General features: G+C 65.2%; 19 protein-coding genes. 11 read left to right on the top strand and 8 right to left on the bottom strand.

Annotated features, from left to right (window positions below):
* Positions 1-7: 7 nt before the first annotated feature.
* The 3 genes from FEF27_RS00200 to FEF27_RS00210 form a co-directional block, all read right to left on the bottom strand.
* A complete protein-coding gene (locus tag FEF27_RS00200) occupies positions 8-1,180 on the bottom strand; it encodes a Wadjet anti-phage system protein JetD domain-containing protein (protein WP_166429858.1) in 1,173 nt (390 codons plus the stop codon).
* A 229-nt stretch (positions 1,181-1,409) separates the two neighbouring features.
* Positions 1,410-2,378: a bifunctional DNA-formamidopyrimidine glycosylase/DNA-(apurinic or apyrimidinic site) lyase gene (gene mutM / locus FEF27_RS00205; protein WP_138168817.1), complete on the bottom strand. Its 969-nt coding sequence runs from the start codon at positions 2,376-2,378 to the stop codon at positions 1,410-1,412.
* Between the two features lie 52 nt (positions 2,379-2,430).
* On the bottom strand, positions 2,431-2,949 hold the full coding sequence (locus tag FEF27_RS00210) for a GNAT family N-acetyltransferase (RefSeq protein WP_166429859.1): 519 nt from the start codon (positions 2,947-2,949) through the stop codon (positions 2,431-2,433).
* Between the two features lie 181 nt (positions 2,950-3,130).
* Between FEF27_RS00210 and FEF27_RS00215 the strand changes: the two genes are divergently transcribed.
* A complete protein-coding gene (locus FEF27_RS00215) occupies positions 3,131-3,988 on the top strand; it encodes a hypothetical protein (RefSeq protein WP_138168819.1) in 858 nt (285 codons plus the stop codon).
* A 145-nt stretch (positions 3,989-4,133) separates the two neighbouring features.
* Here FEF27_RS00215 and FEF27_RS00220 read toward each other — a convergent pair whose 3' ends face one another.
* Positions 4,134-4,673 carry a YceI family protein gene (locus FEF27_RS00220; RefSeq protein ID WP_138168820.1) on the bottom strand — a complete coding sequence of 180 codons (540 nt, stop codon included), beginning with the start codon at positions 4,671-4,673 and terminating at the stop codon, positions 4,134-4,136.
* Between the two features lie 598 nt (positions 4,674-5,271).
* On the opposite strand from FEF27_RS00220, the gene FEF27_RS00225 reads away from it, so the two are divergent.
* Genes FEF27_RS00225 through FEF27_RS00275 form a run of 9 tightly spaced genes read left to right on the top strand, consistent with a single transcriptional unit; the run spans position 5,272 to position 17,119 of the window.
* Positions 5,272-6,045 (top strand): FhaA domain-containing protein, encoded by a 774-nt coding sequence (locus tag FEF27_RS00225; protein WP_138169043.1) that lies wholly within the window; start codon positions 5,272-5,274, stop codon positions 6,043-6,045.
* A 14-nt stretch (positions 6,046-6,059) separates the two neighbouring features.
* Positions 6,060-6,563, top strand: coding sequence for an FHA domain-containing protein FhaB/FipA (locus FEF27_RS00230; RefSeq protein ID WP_138168821.1), 504 nt, complete (start codon positions 6,060-6,062; stop codon positions 6,561-6,563).
* 7 nt (positions 6,564-6,570) lie between these two features.
* Positions 6,571-8,127: a PP2C family protein-serine/threonine phosphatase gene (locus FEF27_RS00235; protein WP_138168822.1), complete on the top strand. Its 1,557-nt coding sequence runs from the start codon at positions 6,571-6,573 to the stop codon at positions 8,125-8,127.
* On the top strand, positions 8,124-9,605 hold the full coding sequence (locus FEF27_RS00240; RefSeq protein WP_243728877.1) for an FtsW/RodA/SpoVE family cell cycle protein: 1,482 nt from the start codon (positions 8,124-8,126) through the stop codon (positions 9,603-9,605). The genes FEF27_RS00235 and FEF27_RS00240 overlap by 4 nt, the downstream gene beginning before the upstream one ends.
* A complete protein-coding gene (locus FEF27_RS00245; protein ID WP_138168823.1) occupies positions 9,602-11,062 on the top strand; it encodes a penicillin-binding transpeptidase domain-containing protein in 1,461 nt (486 codons plus the stop codon). The genes FEF27_RS00240 and FEF27_RS00245 overlap by 4 nt, the downstream gene beginning before the upstream one ends.
* A complete protein-coding gene (locus FEF27_RS00250; RefSeq protein WP_138168824.1) occupies positions 11,059-12,912 on the top strand; it encodes a protein kinase domain-containing protein in 1,854 nt (617 codons plus the stop codon). Before FEF27_RS00245 ends, FEF27_RS00250 begins: the two co-directional genes overlap by 4 nt.
* Positions 12,909-15,056, top strand: coding sequence for a protein kinase domain-containing protein (locus FEF27_RS13440; protein ID WP_208009538.1), 2,148 nt, complete (start codon positions 12,909-12,911; stop codon positions 15,054-15,056). The genes FEF27_RS00250 and FEF27_RS13440 overlap by 4 nt, the downstream gene beginning before the upstream one ends.
* Before the next feature lie 9 nt (positions 15,057-15,065).
* A complete protein-coding gene (locus FEF27_RS00270) occupies positions 15,066-16,358 on the top strand; it encodes a Mur ligase family protein (RefSeq protein ID WP_138168825.1) in 1,293 nt (430 codons plus the stop codon).
* Positions 16,358-17,119 carry a type 1 glutamine amidotransferase gene (locus FEF27_RS00275; protein ID WP_138168826.1) on the top strand — a complete coding sequence of 254 codons (762 nt, stop codon included), beginning with the start codon at positions 16,358-16,360 and terminating at the stop codon, positions 17,117-17,119. Before FEF27_RS00270 ends, FEF27_RS00275 begins: the two co-directional genes overlap by 1 nt.
* A gap of 47 nt (positions 17,120-17,166) precedes the next feature.
* Here FEF27_RS00275 and FEF27_RS00280 read toward each other — a convergent pair whose 3' ends face one another.
* Genes FEF27_RS00280 through FEF27_RS00285 form a run of 3 tightly spaced genes read right to left on the bottom strand, consistent with a single transcriptional unit; the run spans position 17,167 to position 18,833 of the window.
* Positions 17,167-17,796, bottom strand: a complete 630-nt coding sequence (locus FEF27_RS00280) for an anthranilate synthase component II (protein ID WP_138168827.1) — start codon at positions 17,794-17,796, stop codon at positions 17,167-17,169.
* A 9-nt stretch (positions 17,797-17,805) separates the two neighbouring features.
* Positions 17,806-17,970: a hypothetical protein gene (locus FEF27_RS13260; RefSeq protein WP_166429860.1), complete on the bottom strand. Its 165-nt coding sequence runs from the start codon at positions 17,968-17,970 to the stop codon at positions 17,806-17,808.
* Entirely contained in the window at positions 17,970-18,833 is an 864-nt protein-coding gene (locus FEF27_RS00285) for a class E sortase (protein WP_138168828.1), read from the bottom strand. The genes FEF27_RS13260 and FEF27_RS00285 overlap by 1 nt, the downstream gene beginning before the upstream one ends.
* An 82-nt stretch (positions 18,834-18,915) precedes the next feature.
* Between FEF27_RS00285 and FEF27_RS00290 the strand changes: the two genes are divergently transcribed.
* Positions 18,916-19,215 carry a cell division protein CrgA gene (locus tag FEF27_RS00290; protein WP_138168829.1) on the top strand — a complete coding sequence of 100 codons (300 nt, stop codon included), beginning with the start codon at positions 18,916-18,918 and terminating at the stop codon, positions 19,213-19,215.
* A gap of 3 nt (positions 19,216-19,218) precedes the next feature.
* Here the strand turns inward: FEF27_RS00290 and FEF27_RS00295 are convergent, their stop codons facing one another.
* Entirely contained in the window at positions 19,219-22,488 is a 3,270-nt protein-coding gene (locus tag FEF27_RS00295; RefSeq protein WP_138168830.1) for a S41 family peptidase, read from the bottom strand.
* Positions 22,489-22,610: the final 122 nt, after the last annotated feature.

The raw sequence follows: 22,610 nt of genomic DNA on the forward strand, positions 1-22,610 counted from the left end.
CGCAGCCCTATCTGCGATTGAGCATTCGGTGCAGCCTGCCTACTGCGTAGTCCCACGGGATTCGTTCCTGCTCCAGGCGCAGTTGGCCGTGCTCGCCCAGGGCGGCGAAGGCGTCGCGCTCGGCGGCGGTGAGATGCTCCGGCAGGCCTCGGGGGGCGTCCTTGCGGTCCGGCCCGGCAAGATCCCAATGGGCGGTGAGCGTCGCGCGGTCCATCAAGGCGGATTCAGTGTGACCCAGCACGGAGCGGACCATGCTGAGGATCCGGAACCCGTCCACATCAAGGTCTCCCCAGTAGATGATGCGCGTCTCAGACAGCCACGGGATCCGCGCCAGGTTCCGTGCGGCGTACGCACTGCTGTGCACAGCCAGCGTTCCCTCCAGCTCCGGCAGCGCCAGGAAGGTCTGCAGGTTCTCCACCATCAGCACCACCGCCGGGGTGACGTTCCATCGGCTGATCTCGTCAACCGGTGCGGCGAAGTCACCCACCCCGCCTGGCGCGAGGACCGGATCCAGTGCTCGGATCCGCACCAGCCGAGGAGCTACCAACAGCCCCACTGAGGTGGACCCGGTGGCGGCGGCGTAGAGCGGCTCCACCAGGGAGGCGTGCTGCTCCCACCACGTGCTGTCCACCCCACGTATGGGCATCTGCCGCGGGTAGACACCGGACGTGGGGTTCTCCAGCAGCCAGCTCAGCGCGTCCCACAGCCGGAGGTATTCGGTGCGGTCGAGATCAGTGAGCTTCTTCATCCGTCGGCGCAGCACATCCGGCACGGTTTCCACCGCGGCCGACTCCGGGGCTCGTGCGTGGCCCTCCAGCAGGCTCCGCAGTTCAGCGCACCGGTTCTGGGCCGCCTTCCAGTGCGCGCTGCGGTCAAGGAAAGCCGCAGCCTGGTCCGGGGTCTGCAGCACAAGCCCGGTGGGCACGCGCTGGCTGCCGACGCTTCCCCCCTGCCGAGACTCCCAGTTCAGGCGCGCTCCGGGGCCGAAGTTGCGCTCCTGAATCCGCCAATTCTGGATCCAGTCCTGCACTTCCCTGGGGGCCTCGAGAGCCGCTTGCTGGGTCGGCGGATACAGCGGGATGTCGACCACCGGCGGCTCGGCACCACGGAGGGCCCATTCGGGGAACAGCCGGTCATAGGCCCGCCCCACTTTCTCCTGAGCGTCAGCAACGCTGATCACTCGTCCTCCCCTGAACGGTGCGATCGCTGGCGCAGCACGGCTATGGCAGCGCACTCCCCCGGCAGCTTCGGCACACTGAACCCTGTCCGAACCACTGTCATCACTTCAGCCTAGCGCGGCCCGGGCGGAGCACGGCGAGCTCCACCGACCAGACTGGGTTCCGCACCCGGGGTCATCCACGATGCTCATCCACGCGGCGCATCCACCATGCTCATCCACGCATCATCGCTCACCAGTGGCCGTTTCGAGGGCGGGGCTGACAGCTCGGGCACCAGTAGGAAGAGCGTCCCATGAACTTGGCTCGCATAATCACAGTTGGTGGACCTGAACTGCCCTCAACTGCTACCGCGGCACAGCGAGAGCACTCCCTTCCGGCCTGACCGTAGGCTTCCAGCGATCGGTCGAAGTAGCCCGAGGCCCCGTTGACGTTGACGTAAAGGGCATCGAAGCTGGTGCCGCCGGCCTCCAGTGCAGCCTCCATCACCTCCCGGAGTCCGGTCAGCAGCCGGGCTGCTGCGGCTCGGGTGATCGTGTCGGTCCGCCGGGCATAGTGCAGCTGGGCCCGCCAGAGCGCTTCATCTGCGTAGATGTTTCCCACCCCGGACAGGACGGTCTGATCCAGCAGCGCCCGTTTCAGGCCCGTACGACGACGCCTCAGCGCCTGGAAGAACCACTCTGCGGTGACCGCCGGCTCCAGTGGGTCTGGAGCGATATGTGTGGCCGACTGCGGGATCAGCCTGGACGAACCAGCGACCGTCACATCCGGGACTAAGGCCGCTATGTGCATGCCTCCGAAAATGCGCTGGTCGACGAACCGGAGCTGATTCGGTGTGCTCGACTGCGCGGCCGTGTTCTGAACGCCATGACCGGTGCCCAGATCCAGGGTGATCTTGAGGTGCTTTTCAGCGGGGGCGTCGTCGCGCTCCATGAGCACCTGCCCGCTCATGCCCAGATGGATGACCAGGGCGCTGGATGGCTCGTGCGCGCGGGGGGTGAGCAGGGGTATCCAGAGGAATTTCCCGCGCCGCTGGGGTTCACCTAAGCGCAGGCCGGTCAGGTGGCGCCGGAATGCATCCGGGCCAGCGGGGTGACGCCGGAGACTGCGGTCATCGTGGACGGTGACGCTACGCACAGTGCGGCCGGTGGCCCATTGGTGCACTCCGCGGCGGACCACCTCGACCTCCGGCAGTTCAGGCATAGCAACACAGTCTGCCAGACCCTCCGCGGCGGCGCGTCTGGTGCGCGTCAGCCTATTGGGGTTCACGGACCATGCGGATTTCCACGATGCCGGCTAGGGCCTCGGCCCCGGCATCTTCGCCGAGGTCTTTTTCGGCCCCGTCGGGGGTGAATCCATGTTTGCGGTAGAACGCGAGCGCCCGTGCGTTGGTCTTCAGCACCCACAGCGAGGCGGACTTGTGGTGGAGCAGCTCTTCGAGCATGGCGGAGGAGGCCCCATTGCCCTGGTGGTCGGCCAGGAGATAGATCATGTACAGCTCATGCTCCACGTCCACGTCATCCTCCCGCGGAGGGCCGATCTGGGCCATTCCGACCACGGTGCCGTGGACTTCGGTGACGCGGGTGCGAGCCCGGTGGGCTGGATCGGCGAGCATCTGTCGCCAGGAGTCCAGTCGCCGCTGGTAGGCGTCGTCGTTCCAGAACTGGTCAGGCAGGATCCCCTCATAGGCTTCCTTCCACGAGGCGATGTGCACCTCGGCGAGCCGTTCCGCCTCATGCAGCCGGGGATGCCGGATGGTGTACTCCGCGCTCATGGTGCTCTCCCTCTGCTCTGCCCGTCGAGCCGGAGCGGCTCGTTCTTGAACCTCACTGTATGCACGCGGAGCCCTGAGCGCGATCTCTGCCCGCATCGGGCCGAGGCAGAGGATTTCAGGTACGTCGCCGGGAGGTCATCCGGCTCGCGGCGGCGCCCCAACGCCCGTATAGTCGGCACCTGTGAGTGCGTTCCGTAATGGTGCCCGCGGTGGCGAGGAGGAAGTTCGTCACCACTCCCCTGAGTCTGATCCGGAAAAGCCTCCGCGCCCTTCGGTGCCGCAGACTCTGGCGGGGACGTTGACCGCGATCAGCGTCACCTATTTCATGTCTTTCCTTGGGGTCGCTGGCACTGTTATCGGCGTGGGCTTGGTGAGCATCCTCACCGTTCTTGGGAATTTTATGTACTCCTCAGCAATCTACAGCGCCAGAGTGAAGGTCAAGCGTGCCCAGCCGATGGCCAAGCGTCGCGGGCCTCGGCCCGAGGTGCTGCCTGCCCGCATGAGCCGGGAAGCACATACCTCTGACGCTCGCGCTGAGACCGAGGACGACACCACTGAATCCTTTGGGTCCGGGGGCGGTGACTCTGAGGCGGCTGCATCGATGCGCCACGAACCCGCACCTGACCATCCTGAAAGCCCCGCACACGCATCACCTGGCGGCGTGCGCGAGGCCTGGAAGACGATGATGGATCGTTACGGCCCGAAGAAGATATTCGGCTCGATCGCATTGGTCTTCGTGCTCTTGGCCGGGACGGTGACGGTGATCGAGTTATCCGTGGGTCAGCCTCTGTCTGACATTGTGCGAAATGAGGACAGTAGCGGCACCACGTTTTTCGGTGGGGCAGGCAGTCCCGGCGGCGAAGCAGAGGAGCCGGCCGTTGAAGATGACGGCCCCGGTGACCTGCCACCGGCTGAGCAGGAGCTCATCGAAGAGGACGCCCCGGTGCCCGAGGCCCCGCAGGAAGAGGACCCGGCCCCAGTCGAGGAGCCCCAGCATGAAGAACAGCCAGCGCCCCAGGAAGAGGCCCCGGAGGAGTAACCCCCGCACGGACTGGTCAAACCTTCCGTTCTGTACCGGGTCCGGCAGCGCAGCACTGGAACGCCCCCTGCGCGAGTGGCAATGCGCAAGGGGCGTTCTGTGATGCTCGCAGCTCGCTATGAGCCGGCGGCGGAGTCCAACGTGACTACTCGCCCTGGTGGACGAAGGCGACGTCCAGGTCGATCTTGACCTTGTCGCTGACCAGTACCCCGCCGGCCTCCAGAGCAGCGTTCCAGGTCAGACCGAAATCCTTCCGCGAAATGGTGGTGGTGGCCGAGAAACCGGCCCGGGTCATGCCGAATGGATCCACCGCCTGGCCACCGAACTCCGTCTCAAAGGTCACGGTCTTGGTGACCCCGCGGATGGTCAGTTCACCGGTGAGGTCGAAGACTTCTCCGTTGGGCTTGACCGAATTGGTGACGAACGTCAGCTCGGGGTACTTCTCAGCGTTGAGGAAGTCCTCACCCTTGACATGGGCGTCACGGTCCTGCGCCTTGGAGTTGAAGGAATCCGCCCGCACCACGGCGTTGACGTCAGCGGTGCCGTCTTCGCCGACCTTCACGGTGCCGGTGGAGTCCTCGAACACGGCCCGGACGCGGGAAACGCCGGCGTGCCGGACGCTCATGCCGATCTCGGAGTGGGAGCCGTCCAAAGTCCAGGTGCCGGGGGTCAGAGTGGTTGCCATGGGTGTTTCTCCTTTTTTGCAGAGGTGATGGGGGTGTCGACTGCTGGGGTGCAGTTCTCCGCAGGTTGGCCCGCGGTTCGATCAGACACAACGGACCATACCTCAGATTTATTTCAAAATTGAAAAACCTCGAGTGGTGTTCACATGTTGGTCTCCCGATGGGAGGAGAGCGCTGGACTGCCTGCGGCGGCCCCGGTCCACCCGCAGCGCGTCTCTAGATGTGGGAAATGAGGGCAAATGTGCCGCCATTTCCCACATCCGGAGACGCTGTGTTCCCCGGAGGGGCGCAAGGTGTTCCCCGGAGAGGTGCGAGGCCAGCCAGGGGCCGCCGTCCCCCCGAGGGCAGGGAACGCCGAGGTGAGGGCGACATCAGGGGCAGCGGGAAAGGCGGCGTCGCCGACGCCGTGGACCCCCGAGCCCCGCAGAGGGCTGCAGAGCCGCAGAAGGTGCCGCGAGGACCGACGTTCTCTGTGGGCTTGAGGGTTTGGGTGCGGCTTCCCCAGGGTGAGACAGTAGAATCTGCGCGAGACTGCCCATCGTGTGTCCACCTGCAATGTGCTGGACGCACCTGAAGACCAAGACGCTGAAGGAGGTGCCCGTGGGACTGCTCGACACGTTGGAACGCAGCATCGAGAAAGTCGTCCGGAGTGCCTTCTCCGGACGCGGAGGGAGCGTCGGCCCCGTGGAGATCGCTACTGCAGTACGCCGCCACATGGACCGCGAGTCGTCGACCGCTGAGCACGGCGCCGCGTTGGTACCTAACCTCTATAAGATCCGCCTCGCAGAGCACGACTTCGCGGAGGCGAAGAAGTACGGCACCGCCCTGGCCGAGGAGCTCTGCGACGAGATCATTCGCTATGCAGAGTCTCAGGGGTACACCCTGCTGGGCCCGGTCAAAGCGACGTTCGTGAAGAACACCGAGCTGCGGCGCGGCCAAATGAGCATCGAGACCCAGACTGAGCGCAGCGGCAGATCCACCCCCTCCCACCAGGCAGGAGTTCCGCGGCCCCCGCAGGCACCGTCCTCTGGCCCGGCAGCCACCGCCGCGCTTCCCGCTCAAATGGCGCGCAACACCATGGAGGCCCGCAGCGGGCTGGCCACGTTGGAGCACGATGGCCGCACCTACACGCTGGAGGACCCGTCCACGGTGATCGGCCGTTCTTCCTCGGCGGACATCACCATCTCCGACACCGGGGTCTCCCGGAAGCACTTGGAAGTTGCCAAGAGCGGCAGTCGCTGGACCGCCCGTGACCTGGGTTCCACCAACGGGGCGTACGTGGACGGCCAGGAGCTGCGCAGCACTGAAGCTGAGCTGTTCGACGGGGCAGTGATTACCCTCGGCAATGCCCGCATGCGCTTCCGGCTCGGCTGAGGACCCCACCACATATGAGCGAACTCGCGATCACAGTCCTCCAGTTCGGCCTGCTGCTGCTGCTCTGGATCCTGATTCTTTCCATCATCGCCGCCCAGGGCCGCGACATGATGGTCTCCAAGCGTTCGCGCACCCGCCCGCCGCGCAACAATGACGCTCCCAGCACCGCTGGTGACGGGGAGGGCACCCCCGCCACGGTCCATCATTCAGGTCAAATGCCCCGGCCGCGGCCCAAACGACTGGTCATCTCCGAAGGCCCGTTGGTAGGCACCGAGATCGAGCTCGGCTCCATCCCCATCATGCTTGGCAGGGCCCAGGAATGCACGGTGGTGCTCGACGACGACTACTCCTCCGGCAAGCACGCCCGGCTGTTCCCGCAGGGCTCACGTTGGTTTTTGGAAGACCTCGGGTCCACCAATGGCACATGGCTCGGTGACGAGCAGCTCACCCGCGCCACCACCGTGGAGCCCGGGGACCGCATCCGCATCGGCAAGACCGTCCTGGAACTGAGGACCTGAGACCGCGATGAGCCTGGTCTTCCGTTTCGCAGCCCGCTCCGACGCCGGGGTCGTCCGCAGCAAGAATGACGACTCCGGATACGCCGGACGGTACTTCGCCGTGGTCGCCGACGGGATGGGCGGACACGCCGGCGGAGATGTCGCCTCAGCCTCCACAGTGCTGGACCTCGCCCATCTGGACACCCGCGGCTTCGCTGAGCCTGACACAGTGCTCCCAGATGAAATCCAGACCGCCAACGCGTTCCTGAACAAGCTGGTGAAGACGAACCCGAAGCTCGCCGGGATGGGCACCACCATCACCGCGTGCCTGATCACCGGGGACAAGCTGCAGTTCGCCCATATCGGTGACTCGCGGGCCTACCGGCTGAAAAAGCGCCGGTTCCGCCAGGTCAGCCACGACCACACCTTCGTACAGCGCCTGGTCGATGAAGGCCGGTTGGACCCCGAAGCCGCCGAATATCATCCGCACAAGAACGTGCTGATGCGTGTGCTCGGCGACGTCGACGCCTCACCTGAGCTGGACATCACCAGTTTCCCGCTGGAGGCAGGTGAGCGCTGGCTGCTGTGCTCCGACGGGCTCAACGCAGTGGTCTCCGACCGGCTGATCGAACAGAAGATGCGCAGCTCCGATTCGTTGGAGAAGATCGTCGACGATCTGGTGGACCTGACCTTGGAAGGGGGCGCACCGGATAACGTGACGGTGGTTGCCCTGGACGTGGTCCAGGCCGAGGAGGAGCATCTGGCCAGCTCGGACGCCGTCCCGCTGAGCGAACAGGCGGTGGCATCCGCCGGCCGGTTCGGTGATGAAGCCGGCCAGCACACTATGGAACTGGATGTCATTCCGGTGGTGAACCGCGATGCGCTCGAGGGTCTTTCCCCGAAGGAGGGGGAGCTTTCTCCCCTGTCTGCAGCGATGGTGGAACGCACCCTGGGGGTGCGTCCGCACACGTTGGTGGGCGCCGCCGTGGCTGCCGCTGAGACCGGAACCATCCCTGTGGTGCCGCGCAATGTGGACGAACACCCCATGGCGGCGCTGCTGACCGGACAGCCGCTGAAACCAGTGCGCCACACCTATTCCGAGATGCTCGGCGACACCCCTGCAGACCGGCCCCCTGAGCACTCTCCCGGGCAGACCGAGTCAGCTGCACCGGAACAGGAGCCGGCCCAGCGCACCGCTGAGGAGGAAGAGGACCCCGAGTACGTTCTCGACGACGACGAGCTCGCCGCCGTCCGCGCCGCGAGGCGGCCACGCCGCTGGTTCCTGCCCACGTTTGTGGCCCTGCTGGTCGTGCTGATCGGCATCGTCACCTTCCTGGGGTACGTGTGGACCCAGACGCAGTACTTCGTCGGTGAAGACGACGGTCAAGTAGCCATTTTCACCGGTGTCTCTCAGTCCTTGGGCCCGATCTCCTTGGCCGAAGTGGACGAGCACACCGACATCAGCGTCGAAGACCTCCCCCGCTATGACCGCAACCGGGTGGAGTCCGGGATTTTCGCCGAGAACCGGGGCCACGCCGAGCAGATTGTGGACAACCTGGAACAGGGCATCGGGGGTGAGCAGTGAAGTCGAAGAACCCGGACGGGCACCCCAAGCCGCGGCGCACCATCGAACTCCTGCTGCTGCTGATCGCCCTGACCATCGGTATCGGCGCCCAAGTGCTGGTCGGGCTGAACCTGGAAGACGAAATTGATCAGCGCTATTGGTTGGAGGGCGGCCTGCAAGTCGGCTTGGCCCTGGCGTTCCACATTGCCCTGCGCCTGAAGGCCAAGTACGCCGACCCCTTCATCCTGCCGATAGTGGTCACCCTCAACGGGCTGGGTATTGCCATGATTCACCGGCTGGACTTCACCAGCCGGTACGACGGGGTCGCTGACCGGCAGCTAATGTGGACAGCGATCTCCATGGTGGCGGCGATTGCACTGCTGGTACTGCTCAAGGACCACCGCAAACTCCGGCAGCTGACCTACATCTCGTTGGCGGTCAGCGTCCTGCTGCTGTTCCTGCCGATCGTGCCAGGTCTGGGTCAGGACATTCAGGGCGCCCAGGTGTGGATCACCATTGGTGGCATGAGCTTCCAGCCTGGGGAGCTTGCCAAGATCACCCTGGGGATCTTCTTCGCTGGCTTCCTGGCCAACAACCGCGATCTCATCCTGCTGGCTGGGCGCAAAGTGGGGCCTTTGACCTTCCCCCGCCTGCAGGATCTGGGGCCCTTGTTCCTGGCCTGGCTGATCGCCATGGGCGTGCTCATTGTCCAGAACGACCTGGGCAACGCCCTGATGTTCTTCGGCCTGTTCGTCGCGGTCATCTATGTGGCAACCTCCCGCATCTCCTGGGTGGCTATCGGTGTGGCCTTTGTGGCAGTCGGTGCGGTGCTGGCCTACCAGTTCGTTTGGCATGCCAGGAATCGGTTCGACATCTGGCTCAATGCTTTTGACCAAGAGATCTACGACCAGCTCTACGGCTCCCACCAACTCGTGCAGGGTTTGTTCGGGCTGGCCCACGGAGGCCTCACCGGCACCGGCCTCGGCTCCGGGTCCCCGCAGATTGTCGCGCTGGCGAATTCGGACATGATTATTGTGGCCTTCGGAGAGGAGCTGGGGTTCCTGGGGCTCTCCGCCATGCTGGTGCTGTACCTGATTCTCTTCTCCCGCTATATGCGCGCTGGACTCGGCACCCGCGACCACTTCGGGAAGCTGCTGGCTGTGGGTCTGGCGATGGTCCTGGTACTGCAGGTCTTCGTCGTCGTCGGTGGCATCACCCGTGTGATTCCCATGTCCGGGCTGGTCAGCCCGTTCCTCGCCGCAGGAGGCTCTGCGCTGTTGGCCAACTGGCTCATCGTGGCGATCGTGCTGCTGATCAGCCACGCCGCGCGCCGTCCGATCGTGGTGGGCCCGATGCTCAACACCACCGGCGAGGGGGCCTCCGGCACCGAGGATCCACTCAGGGGGCGGCCCACTGGTGAGCAGCGTCCGGTCACCGAGGCTCCCAGCGCCCATCATCCCTCAGGCGGCCCGGCACTCAAGGAAGGAGAGGGCCGGTGAACAACGCTATCCGTCACACCTGGGTCGTCTCCGTGGTCCTTTTCATTTCGCTGTTTGCCGCCCTGTCCCTGGTGCAGGTGGTCTTTGCCGACGATCTCGGCTCCGACGACCGGAACTCACGCCAGTTCATCGCAGACGCTGGTGCCCCGCGGGGACCGATTACGGTAGCCGGCAGCCCGATTGCCGAATCGGTGCCCAGCGACAGCAGCCAGTATGACTACCAGCGGGTCTATCACGACCCAGAGCTTTACAGTCACCTGACAGGCTACTTCTCCGTGGTCCAGGGCGGTCCATCCCAGTCGGGCATCGAGGGTGCCCTCAACGACTACATCTCCGGACATTCAGACTCGCAGTTCTTCGACCGAATCACCGCCCTGCTCACTGGAGACACCGTCATGGGCGCGCAGGTCGAGCTCACCGTGGACCCAGAGCTGCAGCGCCTGGCCTACGACCTCATCCCCGATGATCAGCGCGGGACCATCATTGTCAGCGACGTCCGCAATGGCGAGGTCAAAGCGATGATGTCCAAACCCAGCTATGACACCAATGAACTGGCGGTCCACTCCGGAACCGAGTACCAAGAAAACATGGAACGGCTCGATGAGCAGCCCGGACTGCACGTGAACTACAACGTCGCAGTGAACCGGCCGATCTTCCCGGGCTCAGCGTTCAAACTGGTCACCGCCATGGCGATGCTGGAGTCTGGTGACTACGACACCGACACCGATCTCGACAACCCGCCCCGGTTGGACCTGCCGCAGTCCGACCGCACGCTGCCCAACTTCGCCGCCGGCAACTGTGCACAGCGCAATGAGGCGGAGTTGAACTGGATATTCGCTCAGTCCTGCAATACGCCTTTCGCCGAAGCGGCAATGGAGCTCGGTGGCGATGCGCTGCTGGAGGCAGCCGAAGCCTACGGCTGGAATGAGGCGATGCGCATCCCCGTCTACGTCCAGTCCTCCCGCTTCCCCGACGTCTCCTCCGACGCCGAGCTGGCCTACGCCTCGATCGGGCAGGCCAGTGTCACCGCCACCCCGCTCCAGATGAACATGGCCGCTGCGGCCATAGGCAACGGCGGCACGATGATGAAGCCTCAGCTCGTGGAGACCGTCCGGGGCTCGGACCTGCAGATACTGTCCAACCCCGAGCCCGAGGTGCTCAATGAGGTCATGGACGAGGCGATCGCCGATGATCTCAATGAGATGATGGTCTCAGTGGTCGAAGAGGGCACCGGCTGGCGTGCAGATTCGTCCCGCTTCCAGGTGGCGGCCAAGACCGGAACCGCAGAACGCGGCACCAGCCCTGAGACCTACAATTCCTGGATCACAGGATTCGCCCCTGCCGAGAACCCCCAGTACGCGGTCACCGTGGTCTACGAGGAGATTGACTTCAACGCCGGACCGGAGCTCACCGGACCTCAGATGCTTACTATGCTGGAGGCGGTGATTGACGAATGAGACCCGGGGTCGGGCTCACCATGGGTGACCGCTACAAACTCACCGAACGTATTGCCATCGGCGGTATGGGAGAGGTGTGGAAGGCCGATGACACTGTCCTCGGCCGAACAGTCGCGATCAAAATCCTCAAAGAGGAGTACACCGGGGATGAGGCGTTCCTCCGCAGGTTCCGCGCTGAGGCCCGCCATACCGCACTGCTGAACCACCCCGGCATCGCCGATATCTATGACTACGGAGAGCAGGCCGGGTCGGGTTACCTGGTCATGGAGCTGGTGCCCGGACGTCCGCTGAGCGTCATCCTGGAGAAGGAGAAGGTTCTCCCCTGGGAGAAAGTGCTCTCCATCATGGCCCAGACCGGCCGGGCACTTCAGGTCGCCCATGACCAAGGCCTGGTCCACCGTGATGTGAAACCTGGAAACCTACTGGTCACTCCCACCCGTAGGGTCAAGATCACCGACTTCGGAATTGCCCGCCTGGCAGACCAGGTGCCGCTGACCGCGACGGGTCAGGTGATGGGCACCGTCCAGTACCTCTCCCCCGAACAGGCCACAGGCCAACACGCCACCGGCTCTTCGGACATCTACGCCCTCGGGGTGATCGGCTACGAAGCTCTGGTGGGCCACCGTCCGTTCACCGGGGAGTCCCAGATCGCGATCGCGCTGAAACAGGTCAACGATCCACCCCCGCCGCTGCCCGATCACATCCCTGCGCAGGTGCGCGCACTGATCATGTGCATGCTGTCCAAGGACACGGATCAGCGACCCCCCAACGCCAGCAAGATGGCCGACGCCGCCGAGGCACTTCTGCGCCACGACACTGCCGCAGCCCTGGCCGCTGTGCCTGCGCTGGGCAACCACCTGCAGCACGCCGGTGACGACGACGACACCCAGTTGCTGCCCGCCGCTGCCGCTGGCGCCGGCGGAGACACCGAGGCCCACCGGCGACAGTCCACCGCCGTCCTCTCAGCTGCCACCCCAGAGGAGCCCGCAGAGGCGCGGACGTTCCTCCCGGTTACTGCGCAGGCACAAGCCGCCGGCCTGCCGCACTCCCCCCAGGAGAAGCACAACGACACTTCGGACAAACGCTCGACTCTCGCCTCGCGCTGGCGCTGGCCGACATTGACACTGATCATTCTGGTGCTGCTGGCAGTCTTCGGCGCCTGGGTGCTGCCGATGATGGCGTCGAACAGTGATGCGGAAGGAGACGCCTCCGAACCCTCCCCTACCCACTACGTGACTGAGAACGCCACCGAAACAGCGACCGCACAGGCGGAAATGGTCGAGGTGGACGAAGAAGATCTGATCGGTCGCCATGTGGATGACGTGCAGGCACTTCTGGAAGACAGCGGACTTCAAGTGGACGCCGAACAGGTCATGTCAGACCAGCCCGCACGCACTGTCACCGGGGTGACACCCGCCGGAAGCCTCCCCCTCGGCACCACCGTCACGCTGTTCTATTCAGCTGGTCCACCTCCGCCGCCGGCCACCACTGAGGCGCCGGCGCCGCCGCCGGAGACCACCGAGGCGTCCCCGCCTCCGTCCCCCAGCCCGACCACCCCCCCACCCGAGACCCCGCGCGAGACCCCGACGCCTGAGCCGGAACCTGAGCCTGTTCCCGAGCCGGAACCCACTCCCAGCCCAGAGCCTGAGCAGGAACCCACAGAGACTGACACCGACGCCGCCGGGACACCGGAGTCTCCCACTGAGTCTCCCACTGAACCTGGACAGGCACCGACTCCGGAATCCAGCTCCGGCGTGGCGCGCACAAGCCATACGGCCGCCTCCCACCCGACCTCCAGTGCGCACCGGTCGTCGCAGCTCACCCACTTCGCGTCAGGAGACGATCGATGACCGAGCGAGTACTCAACGGCCGCTACCGGATTGAGGGGCTGATCGGCCGCGGCGGGATGGCTGATGTCTACCGCAGCTACGACCTCTCCCTGGAGCGGGATGTGGCGGTGAAGATGCTGCGACCTGATCTGGCCCGCGACCCGATGTTCCAGAGCCGGTTCAAGCGTGAGGCCCAGTCCTCGGCGTCACTGAACCATCCGAACATCGTCGGGGTCTATGACACCGGATCCACGCAAGTTTCCGAGAACGGCGGCGACACCAAGACCCCCTACATTGTGATGGAGTTCGTCAAAGGGGTCACCCTGCGGCATATCCTCCACGGCAGCCGGGACTCGGCGGCGCAGGACGACGCCGACGGCCCGCCACCGCCTCCCAGCGCCGCGGAATCCACAGGCGGAGTCACCCGCACCGATTCTGATGTCCTGGGCGTCACAGATCCGGATGCCACCCAGGTGGTCTCCCCCATCAACGAGCCGCTGATCAACAAGATCGACACTGCTCTGAACCGTCCCCTGAGCGACCAGGAGGCGGCCCGGTACATGTCGGGGATCCTGGAGGCGCTGAGCTACTCGCACACCAAGGGGATCGTGCATCGGGACATCAAGCCCTCCAATGTGATGGTCTCCCATAACGGGGACGTCAAAGTAATGGACTTCGGCATCGCCCGTGCGCTGGCCGATTCTGCCCAGACGATGACCCAGACCTCCGCGGTGGTGGGCACTGCCCAATACCTGTCTCCCGAACAGGCCCGCGGTGAGGTCGTCGATCACCGCAGTGATCTCTACTCGGCAGGCTGCGTCCTGTTCGAACTGCTGACCAACAGGCCCCCCTTCACCGGTGAGTCTCCAGTCTCGGTGGCGTATCAGCATGTCCGAGAGCAGCCCCCTGCGGTCTCTGACTTCAACCCCCACGTCTCCCCGGCCATGGAATCAGTCGTGACCAAAGCACTGATCAAGGATCCGGCGCTGCGCTTCCAAACCGCAGACGAATTCAATGAGGCACTGGGCCGTGCTCTGCACGGCATTCCCGTGGACGAGGTCGCCACCACGCAAATGGCAGCCGTGGGTGCCGCAGGGTTCGACGACGTCGTCTCACCGGCGGGAGCCGTTCCGCTCTCCGCCCGCACACCTGAGGATCCTGACTATGAGGACTATCAGGAGTACGGCCAACCCCGGCGCCGACCCAACCGCGCCGGATTCTATGTGCTGCTCGTGCTGCTCGCTCTGGCCCTGCTGGCGGGAGTCACTTTCGTGCTCTCCCAGATGCTCAACGCCGGTGCGGACGAAGACCTGGTCGCCATCCCTGCGGTCGAGGGCATGCCGGAGGCCGAAGCTGTCGCCGAACTCACCGATGCCGGACTCAGCCCGGAAACGGTCACCGAGACCAGTTCCGAGATCGAGGCTGACCTTGCCATCAGGACGGACCCCGAGGAGGGGACCGAGGTGGAGAATGGCAGTGACGTGATGCTCTACATCTCCGAAGGCGCCGGGGAGACCGAAGTGCCTGACGGTCTGGTCGGCCAGCCCGAAGAGACCGCCCGCGACATGCTCGAAGAAGCCGGGCTCGAGGTTGGCACCGTCTCGGAGGAGAACCACCCAGAGGCACCCGAAGGTGATGTGATCAGCACCGATCCTGAATCTGGCACCTCAGTGGAGACCGGCTCCACGGTGGACCTGACTGTCTCCACGGGCGAGGTCGAGCTTCCCGGGGCGGTCGAGAACTACAGGGGGCAGCACCGCAGCCTCGGCGAGCAGTACCTCACCTCCGAAGGATTCCAGCTGACCCCGGAGCCCCGTTGGGTCGAAACCAGTGACATCAGCGGCAGCGGTGAGCTGCTGGGTTATGAGGTCAATGGTCAGCAGGTCTCCGGAGGGGATTCCATTCCCAACGACGCTGTCATCCAGATCATCGCCGGAACCCTGCCGGCCCCTCCGCCTCAGCCGGAACCAGCACCGGAGCCCGATGAGGACGATGACGATGACGAGGAGGACGACGAGGAAGAGGAGGAGGAAGAGGAGGACGACGATGAAGAAGAAGAGGATGAGGACGACTCCCCGGGCAACGGCAACGGTGGAAACAATGGCAATGGGAACGGCAACGGCAATAACCGTGACGAGGATGAAGAGGAAGAGGAGGAGGAGTAACCTTTGCCGATGAAGCGGATGCGCCTTCCCCGGCCCTTCACGATCGCCCTCGGCAAGGCCGCACGCGCCCTGACCAGGCTGCGCGGCGGCTCGGGCTCTGCCTTTCCCGGACTGGTCACAGAGCGCATCGATCCGGGTTTTCTCGCCGCGGTGCTCGCCCAGCTGCCGCGCGGCGTCGTGGTCATCTCTGGCACCAACGGTAAGACGACCACCACCAAGATGGTGGTCGAACTTCTGCGCGGCCAGGGCCTGCGGGTGTTCACCAACCGCTCCGGCTCCAACTTCACCCGCGGCGTGGTGGCCTCTATGCTCGGGGAGATCAGCCCCATGGGCAGGCTCAAAGCAGACATTGCGGTGTTGGAACTGGACGAGGCTCACGCGGTGCACTTTGTCCGGGCGGTCAACCCCCAGTATTCCCTGCTGCTGAACGTGATGCGCGATCAGCTGGACCGCTTCGGAGAGATTGACTCCACCGCCGCGCTGTTGCGCACGATCGCCGAGCACACCTCGCAAGGGGTGGTGCTTAATCGTGAAGACTCCCGGATCGCGAGGATCGCAGATGCGCTCACCACCCAGGAGGTGCGCTACTTCGGATTAGCACCTGCGCTGCGGACCCATTTCCCCTCAGATGACGAGCTCCACGGTGCGGAGCCCGCTGCCGCTGGCGCGCTGCCGGAGGCGGATGTGCTGCTGACCGGCCTGGGCACGCAGCAGGGTACATTCCGTCTCGGTGACGAGGAGATCACCACTGACCTGACTGTCAATGGTGCCTACAACACCTACAACGCTGCCGCCGCATTGGCCCTGGTCAGGCTGGTCCTCGGCGACACCATCGACCAGGAGGCCCTGCTGGACTCGCTGCGCCGAGCCTCCCCCGCCTTCGGCCGCGGGGAGTCTCTGACCGTGGGGGGCCAACCACTGGACCTGGTGCTGGTGAAGAACCCTGCAGGGTTCCGTCTGGGGCTGTCGAGCTTCTCCGCTGCGGGCGTGGCGACCATGATCGCCATCAATGATAATTATGCCGACGGCCGCGATATGAGCTGGCTGTGGGACGTGGGATTCGACTCCTTGGCCGAGGGCGGCGTGGCAATGGTCTCAGGGGTCCGCAGCTATGACATGGCGCTGCGGCTGAGTTATGACCGCGTGGACATCGCCGCCGTGGAGCCGGATCTCGGCACCGCGCTGGAGGCGTTCCTCGCTGCGCATCCACAGAAACCGAAGCGGATTTTCTGCACCTACACGGCCATGCTCGACCTGCGCCAACACCTGAGCACCTACACCGAGGTGGAGGCCTTCAACTGATGAGACCACATTCATCTGAGGACAAACAGATCCGCCTGCTGCAGCTCTATCCGCGGGATATGAATATCTACGGCGACTACGGCAATGCTCTGGTACTCATGCGGCGGATCCAGTGGTACGGGTTCACCCCGGTGATGCTCACCTACAACCCGGGCGACCCGTTCCCCGAGGCGCCGGACATCGTGATCGGCGGAGGCGGACAGGACTCAGGGCAGGACCGCATCCAGCAGGACCTGCTGGGGCTCGGTGAACGCCTGCGCGGGCTGGCTGAGGCGGGGACACCGATGCTGATGGTCTGCGGGCTCTATCAGCTCTTCGGGCATTTCTTTGAAACCCGGGGCGGCTCGCGTATCTCCGGCATTGGGGTGTTGGACGTCGAAACCTACGGAACGGACAACCGGCTGATTGGGAATGTGGTCTCCGAGTCACCGGACTTCGGCCAGATCATCGGCTACGAGAACCATTCCGGACAGACGTACCTCGGACCCACGGCGAAAGCTCTGGCTGAGGTGGTGGTCGGTCAGGGCAACAATGAGCGTGACAACCACGAGGGCGCCAGGTACCGCAACGTGCTCGGCAGTTACCTCCATGGTGCGCTGCTGCCGAAGAACCCGGCTATTGCAGACTTCCTGATCAGCACCGCAGTGCAGCGGAAGTTCGGGCAGACCCTCGGTGCCCTGCAGGCACCGCAGTCAGCGCCGGAGTCGCTGCCGAGGCTGACGGAATTGGCCCGCCAGACGGCGTCGTCCCGGCCACGCTGAGCATCGCAGGCCGCAGCGCGGGGGCTCCCTTGTCAGCGGGATTCAGCTCAGCGGATCGGGTTCAGCTCAGCGGCTTTCTGCGCGGCACCGTGCAGTCCCAGCGACTCCAGCCAATTGCCCAGCATCCGGTAGCCTCCCTCCGTCAGCACTGACTCCGGGTGGTACTGCATCCCCCACAGCGGGGCGCTGCGGTGCGCGAAGGCCATAATGACGCCGTCGGAGGTGGTGGCGGTGACCTCGAGGTCCTCCGGAACGGTGTCCGGGTGCACTACCAGGGAGTGATAGCGGGTCGCCTCAAAAGTCTGGGGCAGGCCGGAGAAGGACACGTGGCCGGTGTGTGTCACCGGCGAGGTCTTGCCGTGCATCAGCTGATCCGCGTGGGTCACGGTCGCGCCGAACGCCTCACCGAGGCCTTGGTGGCCCAAGCAGACTCCAAGCATGGGTGACCGCGTCTGGCCGCACCAGCGGATGAGCTCCACCGTCCACCCTGCATCGGCAGGGGTTCCGGGACCCGGGGAGATGAGCACGCCGTCGTGCTCGGCGGCCAGTGCGGTGACCTCCTCCAGGGTGAGGTCGTCATTGCGGATGACCGTGGTCTCCGCGCCGAGCTCGCGCAGGTACCCCACGAGTGTGTAGACAAAGCTGTCGTAATTGTCGACGACCAGAATGCGAGTCATAACGCTCAATTATCCGCCATCGAGAGTCACTTCGCCCAATGGGCTGTATTCGCTGAGCACAGGGAAGACAAACTGCATCAGACCGTAGACCGCCGCCGCGAGGAGCACCACGCTGGTGAGGATTCGGAACCAGAGTGGTCCGGGCAGCACTCGCCGGAAGAGCCAGGCGTACATCAGCCCGTTCCTCCGCCGACGTCGAACATCTCCACTACAGGTGCATGGTGGTGCAGCCCCTCGGGCGCTGCACCACCAGGAGGTACGAAGTCCACCAGCTCAGCGTGATGGATGAGTCGCTGCCGGTTGGAATACCGCGGATGGCAGGTGGTCAGGGTCAGGATGGCGGCCTCTGTCTCCCCGCCGCGCGAGCGCGGGGCCGGGGTGAGCACTTCCACTTCCTCGGGCGCCACCACGTGACGCTCCCGGACCTCGTAGACATACATCCCGTCATATGAGACCACATAGATGGGGTCACCCGGCTCCAGCCGGTCCTGGTCGCCCAGCATGGAGGCATTGGTATTGCGGTGTCCGGCCAGGGCGAAGTTCCCTGGTTCATCCGGCAGCTGAGTCTGCGTATAGTGCCCCACCCCGCCCCGGTCGATCTGTTCAGCGCCTGTGCCGTGGCGAATCGGTGCAGCCCACGTATCCCCCAAGCGGGGAGCATAGACAGTGCCCATGATGTCCTCCGGTCCCGTGCGGCTGCGCATGTGGGCAGCACAACCGATCTCGGTGCCGTCCGCCAGCGTGAAGCAGACCTCGAAGTCGGCCGGAACCGACTCGTCGCCCGCTGCGGCTGCTGTCTCAGCAGGGATGGGCATGTCAGAGTGGAACTCTTCCAAGGTCTGCTGCCGGTCCGACTCCGCCTCAAGTCCGGTCCACCACAGCTCCCAGGCCACATAGAGCAGACCCACCACACCCAGCGTGATGAAGAGCTCCCCCAGCCCACCAAGAACCTTCGAGCCCACCGAACGACGACGCGTCCCGGGCGGTGGGCTCTGCGGCGGCAGCGCCGGCCGGCGTCGGGTTGCTGACTGAGTCATCGGGGGCAGTTGCTCGCTTTGCGTAGAATAGCGCGGAGGAAGTCAGACGCTGACAGAGTACCGAATTATTCAGGAGTGACCCGTGCCCGAGTCCCGACGCCGGAAGAACCGCAATGCCGGCGATTCTCAGTCGAACGATCCGAAATCTCCGCTGAGCGGTGCCCAGCAGTTCAGTGTGGACGGTCTCGACAGCGAGGATGAGTCGCTTCCGGCGTGGTACCGGGTGACGATGTTCGGCCTGATGATTGTGGGCCTGTTGTGGCTGATGACATGGTACGTCACCTCCGGGGCTCTGCCGATCAGCGCCGCCGGAGGCTGGAACATCATCATCGGGTTCTCCATCGCCATGGTCGGGTTCTTCATGACCATGCGCTGGCGGTGACTCTCAGCTTCTCACCCTCGGTGCGGGCAGCTCCGGCGGTGCCGCGGCCGGAGTGTGCTGCAAGAGAGCAAAGGCCTCTTCGATAGCCCGATCCAACTGCGGATCCTCCTCACGGAAGAGCTGGCCGGGTGGATGCACCACCTCGATGTCCGGGTCCACACCGTAGTTCTCCACGCCCCAGCCCTTGCCTTCGATCCAGAAGGAGTACTTGGGCTGGGTCACCGCGGTGCCGTCAATCAGGTTGAACCGCCCGTCGATGCCGATAACTCCGCCCCAGGTCCGCGTGCCGACCACGGGGCCCAGCTCCATGGCCTGGGCGACCGCATTGACGATGTCGCCGTCGGAGCCGGAGTTCTCATTGGCGACCAGTACCACCGGTCCTCGTGGGGCGCCGTCAGGATAGGCCATGGCCTGATCCTGATGCCGTGCCCGAGCCCAGGCCACCACCCGTTGAGCCAACCGCGCGATGACCAGCTGGGAGGTGTGGCCCCCACCGTTGTACCGCACATCGGCAATCAGTCCCTCCGCACGGGCGGCCAGCCGCAGGTCACGGTGCAGCTGAGCCCAGCCGGTGGCCACCATGTCCGGGACATGGAGGTAGCCCAACCTGCCCTCGGTCTTCTCCGCCACGTACTCCCGGCGCGAGCGCACCCAATCCTGGTACCGCAGCGTGGCCTCATCGGCCAGCGGGAGAACCACGGCGCGTCGCCTCTGACCGCCGCGGTCCAGGGCGAGCTCCACAGGTTTCTCGGCCGCGCCGCACAGATGCTTCGCCGGCCCGGCAATCGGATCCACCGGCTGCCCGTCCACCTCAGTGATGACATCGCCGGGGCGGGCGTCCACCCCTGCTGCGTGCAGGGGCGAGCGCGCCTGCGGCTCGGAGGACTCGCTGGGCAGAATCCGGTCGATGCGCCACCCCTGCTCGGCCGGTGAGAGATCGGCCCCCAGCAGCCCGAGTCTTCGGTCCTTTCCAAAGGATGGGCCCTGATCGATGACGTAGGCGTGGGAGGTGTTGAGCTCTCCCACGGTTTCCCACAGGATGTCGACGACGTCGTCCTTGCTGCGGGCCTTGTCCACCAGCGGCCGGTAGCGGGCGACCACCGAGTCCCATCTCACCCCGTCCATGTCGGCCCGCCAGAACTGCTGCGTCATGAGGCGGCAGGTTTCTTCGAACATCTGCCGCCATTCTGCAGACTGGTCCAACTGGAAACGCAGGCGAGAGAGGTCCACGGTGACTTTCTCGGCGTCGTCGTCCTCCACTTTCTTGGTGGAGGGCCGAACGGTGACCGTGTCCTGATGCCGGACCACGATCCGCTCGCCGTCGCCGGAGACCGCGTAGTCAGTGATCTTGTCCACGATGACCTCGGTCTTGCGCTGATTGAAGTCCCAACGGATAAGCTGCTCGGCAGGCTGGTCACCCGGCACCCCGGCCCGCCGGGAGCCCAGCTCTCCGGTCTCCTGCGGGACCACGATCCACAGCAGCGCGTGGTCAGCGGTGCGCAGCTGCCGGTACTCCGCGGACGGGACAGGGAAAGGGATCACCCGCTCCTCGGCACGCTCAGCGTCAACATCTGGGCTCGCGGGGGCCTTGTCCTTCGATGGAGCCTCTGCCTGGTCCTCGTCCGGCTTTTCGGTCTGGGCCGACAGCGGCCAGCCCTGAGAGCTGGGCCCGAACGGTGGTGGTTCTGAGGCGGAGAGGGGCAGCAGCCAGGGGCGGGTGGCACCGGAGAACGACAGCGAGAACTCATGGGTGTCGTAATGCGGGTCAAACGTCCGGTTGGACAGGAAGGCGATGTACTTGCCGTCACGGGTGAACACCGGTGAGAAGTCGTGGAAACGGTCGTCCGTCAGTGCCACAGGCTCATGGTCACCGGCGGTGTCCACGACCATCAGCTGGTGGATCTGGCCTTCCCCGGCCGTGGGGTGGGACCAGAGCAGGTACCTTCCGTCCGGGGAGAACGACGGCGCTTGAGGCTCTCCGCAGGTGGACTGCAGAAGGTCGCGCACCGCTGGTCCAGCCGCGCGCCGCGCCCTCTTGGAGGCGAGGTTGATCAGACGGACCCACCCGTCGTGGGAAACTGCGGCGAGCCTTTCTCCGGCCGGGTCGGAGGCCAGGTGCAGTACGCGGCCGAGTTCCCCGGTGAGGATCCGTTCTGGTGCTGCCGACCCGTCCAGTGTATGGATCTCCAGACTGTCCTCACCGTCAGCATCCGTGACTACGGCTGCTCGTCCGGTGGTGCCCAGCAGCACCGGTTCGCGGGTGCGGACCCCTGACTCGGCCGCCAGAGCCCGCGCTGGACCTTCGCGGTGGGTCAGCCAGAACGTCTTGCCTCGCCAGGACACCAGGCTTGCGTCGCCACCGTGATCCGGTTGCAGCCGGTCGAGGTTGGCCGTGGGCTGCAGGGACAGGGGCGCCGGTGTGGTGCCGGGGAGGGTGACGTCGAGCCGACGCGGTGCAGCATCGAGGCTGTCTTTGATCCATATCTCACCGCGGCTGTGCCAGGCGATGCGCGCACCGTCGCTGGTGGCGTCCCGGACATAGCCGGTGGTCTCATCCTGGAACGTCAGCTGTTTGAGGGCTTTGCGCTTATTGCCGGCGGGCTTGTTCCACATCCAGAGATTTGCCTGCTCCTGGGCGCGCTTGGGGAAACTGGCGGACCGGTCGGAGACGAACACCAGAGCGTCGCCGACCCACAGGGGGTCGACGATCCCTGCGGTCTCTTCCGGAAGGAGCTGCGTCCACTGGCCCTTACCCTTGGGATCCAGCCAGAGCTTGGGCGCCGTCCCGCCCCGGTAGCGCTTCCAGTGCGCCGGCGTGCGGTACTCCGTGGTGGTCAGCGCCACAGCCCCGGAGCTGGCCACCGCCAGCCCGGTCGCCGAACCATAGTGCAGACGTTCCCACTCACCGGTGAGCGAGAGGGCCCGGACCACCTGATCGCGGTGGACTTCGCCGGCGTTGGTGGCCACCAGGAGCCGACCGTCCGCAGCCCACCCTAAGAGGGTGGTCCGCCCATTGCCCCACCAGGTGAGACGCCGGACCTCGCCTGTGTCCACGCCCACCGCGTAGACCTCATGGTGACCGTCACGGGTGGAGATGAACGCCACTTCCGTACCGTCTGGAGAGATGCGCGGCTGCCGGACCGGGGCGGCATCGCGGGTCAGGCGCCAGGCTCGGCCCCCCTCAGCGCGGGCCAGCCACACGTCATTGGCGGCGGTGAAAGCAATGTAGTCACCCTGCAGGTGCGGGTATCGCAGATATACTCCGGAACTCATCTGGACAGCCTACACAGCACAGAGTGACCCACAACACCTGCCCCACGGCTGAGTTCAGGGGGACTCCTCAGCTCATGCTTGCCCCACCGGACCACTCGCCACCCCTGGCCCTCCAACGCCTC

Origin of the sequence: Nesterenkonia sphaerica (assembly GCF_005771565.1) — a bacterium.
In the GTDB taxonomy this organism is placed as follows: Bacteria; Actinomycetota; Actinomycetes; order Actinomycetales; family Micrococcaceae; genus Nesterenkonia; species Nesterenkonia sphaerica.

Coding starts and splice junctions, on each gene's coding strand:
- mutM (WP_138168817.1), bottom strand. CDS start 2,378: ATGCCTGAACTGCCGGAGGTCGAGGTGGTCCGCCGCGGAGTGCACCAA.
- FEF27_RS00210 (WP_166429859.1), bottom strand. CDS start 2,949: ATGAGCGCGGAGTACACCATCCGGCATCCCCGGCTGCATGAGGCGGAA.
- FEF27_RS00220 (WP_138168820.1), bottom strand. CDS start 4,673: ATGGCAACCACTCTGACCCCCGGCACCTGGACTTTGGACGGCTCCCAC.
- FEF27_RS00230 (WP_138168821.1), top strand. CDS start 6,060: ATGAGCGAACTCGCGATCACAGTCCTCCAGTTCGGCCTGCTGCTGCTG.
- FEF27_RS00235 (WP_138168822.1), top strand. CDS start 6,571: ATGAGCCTGGTCTTCCGTTTCGCAGCCCGCTCCGACGCCGGGGTCGTC.
- FEF27_RS00250 (WP_138168824.1), top strand. CDS start 11,059: ATGAGACCCGGGGTCGGGCTCACCATGGGTGACCGCTACAAACTCACC.
- FEF27_RS13440 (WP_208009538.1), top strand. CDS start 12,909: ATGACCGAGCGAGTACTCAACGGCCGCTACCGGATTGAGGGGCTGATC.
- FEF27_RS00270 (WP_138168825.1), top strand. CDS start 15,066: ATGAAGCGGATGCGCCTTCCCCGGCCCTTCACGATCGCCCTCGGCAAG.
- FEF27_RS00275 (WP_138168826.1), top strand. CDS start 16,358: ATGAGACCACATTCATCTGAGGACAAACAGATCCGCCTGCTGCAGCTC.
- FEF27_RS00280 (WP_138168827.1), bottom strand. CDS start 17,796: ATGACTCGCATTCTGGTCGTCGACAATTACGACAGCTTTGTCTACACA.
- FEF27_RS13260 (WP_166429860.1), bottom strand. CDS start 17,970: ATGTACGCCTGGCTCTTCCGGCGAGTGCTGCCCGGACCACTCTGGTTC.
- FEF27_RS00285 (WP_138168828.1), bottom strand. CDS start 18,833: ATGACTCAGTCAGCAACCCGACGCCGGCCGGCGCTGCCGCCGCAGAGC.
- FEF27_RS00295 (WP_138168830.1), bottom strand. CDS start 22,488: ATGAGTTCCGGAGTATATCTGCGATACCCGCACCTGCAGGGTGACTAC.